Origin of the sequence: Aneurinibacillus sp. UBA3580, assembly GCF_002375825.1 — a bacterium.
Taxonomy (GTDB): Bacteria; Bacillota; Bacilli; order Aneurinibacillales; family Aneurinibacillaceae; genus Aneurinibacillus; species Aneurinibacillus danicus.
In genome coordinates this window covers 1-4,843 of the sequence record NZ_DFMZ01000133.1, presented here as the reverse complement: position 1 = coordinate 4,843, position 4,843 = coordinate 1, and the positions used below count along the sequence as shown (strand labels likewise).

At 48.6% G+C, this 4,843-nt stretch carries 5 protein-coding genes and 1 riboswitch; of the genes, 3 read left to right on the top strand and 2 right to left on the bottom strand.

Annotation, left to right across the window (positions count from 1 at the left end; all coding sequences use genetic code 11):
• Nucleotides 1–97 precede the first annotated feature (97 nt).
• Nucleotides 98–682, bottom strand: a complete 585-nt coding sequence (locus B2899_RS17480) for a Uma2 family endonuclease (RefSeq protein WP_286887425.1) — start codon at nt 680–682, stop codon at nt 98–100.
• 231 nt (nt 683–913) lie between these two features.
• Nucleotides 914–1,088, top strand: a riboswitch (SAM riboswitch).
• Nucleotides 1,089–1,235: 147 nt separating this feature from the next.
• Between B2899_RS17480 and metK the strand changes: the two genes are divergently transcribed.
• The 3 genes from metK to B2899_RS17465 all read left to right on the top strand — a co-directional run bounded on the left by metK (nt 1,236) and on the right by B2899_RS17465 (nt 4,540).
• Complete coding sequence (gene metK, locus B2899_RS17475) at nt 1,236–2,450, top strand: methionine adenosyltransferase (RefSeq protein ID WP_146810343.1); 1,215 nt, start codon at nt 1,236–1,238, stop codon at nt 2,448–2,450.
• Nucleotides 2,451–2,641: 191 nt separating this feature from the next.
• On the top strand, nt 2,642–3,808 hold the full coding sequence (locus tag B2899_RS17470; RefSeq protein WP_286887422.1) for a sensor histidine kinase: 1,167 nt from the start codon (nt 2,642–2,644) through the stop codon (nt 3,806–3,808).
• Nucleotides 3,809–3,823: 15 nt separating this feature from the next.
• A complete protein-coding gene (locus B2899_RS17465) occupies nt 3,824–4,540 on the top strand; it encodes a response regulator (RefSeq protein ID WP_170230260.1) in 717 nt (238 codons plus the stop codon).
• A 51-nt stretch (nt 4,541–4,591) separates the two neighbouring features.
• On the opposite strand, the gene B2899_RS17460 is transcribed toward B2899_RS17465, so the two are convergent.
• On the bottom strand, nt 4,592–4,843 hold a 252-nt coding region (locus B2899_RS17460; protein WP_286887418.1), incomplete at its 5' end, for a hypothetical protein.

Below are 4,843 nucleotides of genomic sequence, written 5' to 3'. Positions count from 1 at the left end.
CATTCTTTCCTCTCTTTTCCTTCATATCGCAAAAGTCAGCCGTCTTGCCTTCGATTTTCATCCCTGGGTTGCGGCTGAATGCCATGGTGATTTTATCTCAATTAAAGACCAGCCGTAAATCAATCTCCAAATCTTCAAAGAGCGTGACACGGAGCATGTCTTTATTTCCAAAAACGCCGCTCAATATATATCTCTCATCATCCAGTATAAAAACTTCTACTGTCTGAAGCAGAGGGTCGACAATCCAATACTCTTTAACTCCTACACGTTCATAAAGTTTATATTTTAACCATCTGTCCTGTTTTCCTGTGGCTGGTGAGAGGATTTCGACAACTAAATCAGGCGTTCCTTTGCATCCCCTATCGTCCAACTTGCTGTCATCGCATACGACTGTCAAATCTGGCTGTACAACATTTACGATCTGCTCATCCGATTTGTCCTCAGCAAAAAGACGGACATCAAAAGGAGCAATATAGGACCTGCATGGCTTGCCGACAAGATAGTTGGCGAACTGTCTTGAAAGCTCTCCCAATACTTCCTGGTGCTTGCGTGAAGGTGCCGGACTCATCGCATACGGAACTCCGTCAACCAATTCCCAGCGCTCATCATTCGTCCAATTTAGATAATCGGCGTATGTGTATCTGCGATTAGAGTCAAAACGGGATAATGTCGCATCGCTCATAGTTCCGCCCCTTTTCAGGTTTTTGTTATTTTCATTTTATCACATTGTCGTCGAACATATTGCTACACTATACCGTTGCCTTCTCTCCATTCGTAAGCAAAGAAAAACGCCCGCGCGTTTTTCGTACGCTTCTGCTTCTTTGCAGAAAACACTAACGTATTTTTTCCCTGTTCCTCTTTCCATGTTGACACAACCAAAGAAATAAGATATCCTCAACTAGAACGGAAGACCCTTATATCCCGAGCAGGCGGAGGGACTGGCCCGATGAAGCCCGGCAACCACACCGCTACCCTTAAGGAAGAAGGCGCAGACAAGCTCTAGCTAGCAGGACGCTTTCTGGGCGCGATGAACGGTGCTAACCAGCAGAACGGTATGCGGATACATACTTGTGTCTGGAAGATAAAGGGCAAAGAATGAGTAAAAAATCGACCCTTTTCCAGGACATAGTAGAATGGAAAAGGTTTTTTTACTGCTTTGCGACAGGTTTGGGGAGGGAGTACCGTATCTTGGTAAGACCATCCATTAATTATGGTTTATAAGGAGGTACGTGAATATGGCGCTGAAAAAAGGCCGTCATCTCTTCACATCAGAATCGGTTACAGAGGGCCATCCCGATAAGATTTGTGACCAGATCTCTGATGCTATTCTCGATGCAATTCTTGACAAAGACCCGAATGCTCGCGTAGCGGCAGAGACATCTGTCACGACAGGTATGGTACTCGTAGCCGGCGAGATTACGACAAGTTGCTATGTGGATATCCCGAAAGTAGTTCGCGAAACCATCCGTGAAATCGGATATACTCGCGCAAAATTCGGCTTTGATGCTGACACTTGCGCGGTTTTAACTTCTATCGATGAGCAATCTCCTGACATTGCACAGGGCGTCGATCAGGCGCTTGAAGCGCGCGAAGGTCAAATGACGGATGAGCAAATCGAAGCAATTGGCGCCGGTGACCAGGGCTTAATGTTTGGCTTCGCCTGCAACGAGACGCCGGAATTGATGCCGCTTCCGATTTCCCTGGCTCATAAGTTGTCCCGTCGTCTGACGGAAGTTCGCAAAAACGGTACACTTGAGTACCTCCGCCCGGACGGAAAAACGCAAGTGACGATTGAATACGAAGGAGATAAGCCGGTACGCGTAGATACCATCGTTATCTCCACGCAGCATGACCCGGCGGTAACGCTTGAGCAAATCCAGAGCGACCTGAAAGAACATGTTATCAAACCGATCGTTCCGGAAGAGTTCCTTGATGAGAACACGAAGTATTTTATCAACCCGACCGGCCGCTTCGTTATCGGCGGACCGCAGGGCGACGCAGGACTTACCGGACGTAAGATTATCGTTGATACGTACGGCGGATACGCTCGTCACGGCGGCGGCGCCTTCTCCGGCAAGGATCCGACAAAGGTTGACCGCTCCGGCGCGTACGCAGCACGCTACGTGGCGAAGAACATTGTTGCAGCAGGACTGGCAGAGAAGTGTGAAGTTCAAGTGGCTTATGCGATTGGTGTAGCACAGCCTGTTTCCATCAGCGTTGATACGTTCGGTACAGGCAAAGTGGACGAAGATATCCTCGTTCAGCTTGTTCGCAAGCATTTTGACCTTCGTCCGGCAGGAATCATTAAGCAGCTCGACTTGCGCCGTCCGATGTACCGCGGAACCGCTGCTTATGGACATTTTGGACGTAATGACCTAAATGTACCATGGGAGCAAACGGACAAGGCGGAAATCCTTAAGAAAGAAGCCTCAGAACTGTCCACACGCTAATAAGAACCAACCAAAGGCCCATCACTTCAATAGTGTATGGGTCTTGTTTTGTTTATTTGGGATGAATGGTACAATAGGTAAAGAGTTTTTGTTCTCCTTACCTATAAAGGAAAACAAGCTCGTGGAAGAGAAGCGTAGAAGGTAACAATTGGAATGGTACTTATTGGCTAATGGTGAGGAAGGGGATATACATGGCCGAGGCCAACATTGATATCCACGTGCTCGATGAGATCATGAACAGGACGATTTCGTCCGTGGAACAAAGCAAAGAGAAAATCTTTGATATTGCTGAGAACGCGCACAAAGAGCGTAATCATATCAGCCTCGAGTTGGAAGCCCTGAAGACTGAGATTGAGCGGGTGATTCGCCAGACAGATGAGCTGGATTTGAAGGCAAGACAGGCGCGCCAGAAACTGGCTGCGATTAGCCGCAACTTTCGACAGTACAGTGAGACTGACATCCGCGAAGCTTACGAAGAAGCCAGCCAAATGCAGATTCAACTCTCGCTCTCAAGAGATAAGGAACTGCGTCTTAGGCAGCGCAGGGATGAATTGGAGCGCCGCCACCGCAGCATTTTGCAGACCATCGAGAAGTCCGAGAACTTGATTGCCCAGATGGGAAGTGTGCTAAACTACCTGCAGGGCGATTTGAAGAAGGTAGGCATTGCACTGGAGTCGGCCCAGCAGCAGCAGCTTCTCGGGATTCAGATCATCCAGGCTCAGGAAGAAGAGCGCAAGCGGGTAGCCCGCGATATTCACGATGGTCCCGCACAATCGATGGCGAACGTGACGCTGCGGAGTGAAATTGTTGAGAGAATGCTGAATCAGAATCGAATTGACGAAGCAAAAGTCGAACTCAGGTTATTAAAAGAGCTTACAAGGGCAAGTCTGGTAGATGCAAGGAAAATTATTTTTGACCTGCGTCCAATGGCTCTCGATGACCTGGGACTTGTGCCTACGCTTCGAAAATATTTGGAAGAGTACCAAAAACGTCACGGTATCGGGGCAAAACTTACGTTGCTAACCCCGGAGCGCCGCCTGCAGAACTCAATCGAAGTCGCAGTCTTTCGCCTGATTCAGGAGTCCCTGAACAATACAGCGAAGCATGCACAAGCCCGAAATGTGGAAGTGCGGCTGGAGTTTAAGCCGCATGTCGTGCATTTCCGCGTAATGGACGACGGGGTGGGATTCGACCAATCCACCCGGGCCGAGCGGCCGCAGTTTGGAATAATGGGGATGAGAGAGAGGGTCAAGCTTTTGCAGGGCAAGATGAAGATTCATTCCAGACCCGGCAAAGGGACAAGCGTCCTGTTTAGCATTCCCCTTCGTATTCATGATAACAAGCAAACAACACCTTAATGTATGGAGGTTAGTATGACGGACCAAAAGATTTCAATTTTACTAGTAGACGATCACAAACTGTTTCGTGAAGGTGTCAAACGAATTTTAGAAATGGAAGAGCGTTTCGAGATTGTTGGCGAGGCTTCCGACGGCGAAGAGGCGTGCCAGATGGCCGTCGAATACCAGCCGGATGTCATTCTGATGGACATTAACATGCCGAAGATGACCGGTGTGCAGGCGACCCAGCGTATTAAGGAGCGCTCGCCGGAGTCCCGCATTATCATTCTGTCCATCCATGACGATGAGAACTATGTATATAAATCCCTGCGCTCAGGTGCGGCCGGTTACTTATTGAAAGAGATGGATTCCGACGCGCTGATCGAAGCGATTAATTCGGTGGCACAGGGTGAAGCGTATATTCATCCAAAAGTAACCGGCAAGCTCATTACCGAGTTCCGCCGTCTCAGCAGCATCGAGCACAGCCACGATGAGAACGTGCTGCTCAGCGATGTCAGCGACCTTGGCGGCAGCGACAAAGAAAGCAACATTCTGGCGCTTACGCCGCGTGAGCGCGAAGTACTGCAGTTGATGGCGGAAGGGAAAAGCAACCGTATGATCGGCGAAGAGCTGTTCATCAGCGAGAAAACGGTTAAGAACCATGTCAGCAGCATTCTGCAGAAGCTTGATGTGCAGGACCGTACCCAGGCTGTCGTTATGTCGATTAAAAACGGTTGGGTTAAATTATCGTAATGCTAGATCCTTAAAAAAGCGAGCCAATATGCTCGCTTTTTTCTGTGAAAATCACGAAGAAAGAAGGAAAGGGAAGAGGAAAAAAGATCCAGGGTAGAAAAAGGCGTTCGCCTTTTTCCACATTGAAATCATCCTCTCGTTCTTTTCTCTCTTTTCCTTCGTACCGCAAAAGTCAATTGTTCTTCCCATGATTTTCATGTCGGGGTTGCGGCTGAGACGCCATGGTGGTTTTCTGTGAAAATCATGAGGAAAGAAGGAGAAAAAGAGGAAAGGAGATCCAGAGAAGAAAAAGGCGTTCGCCTT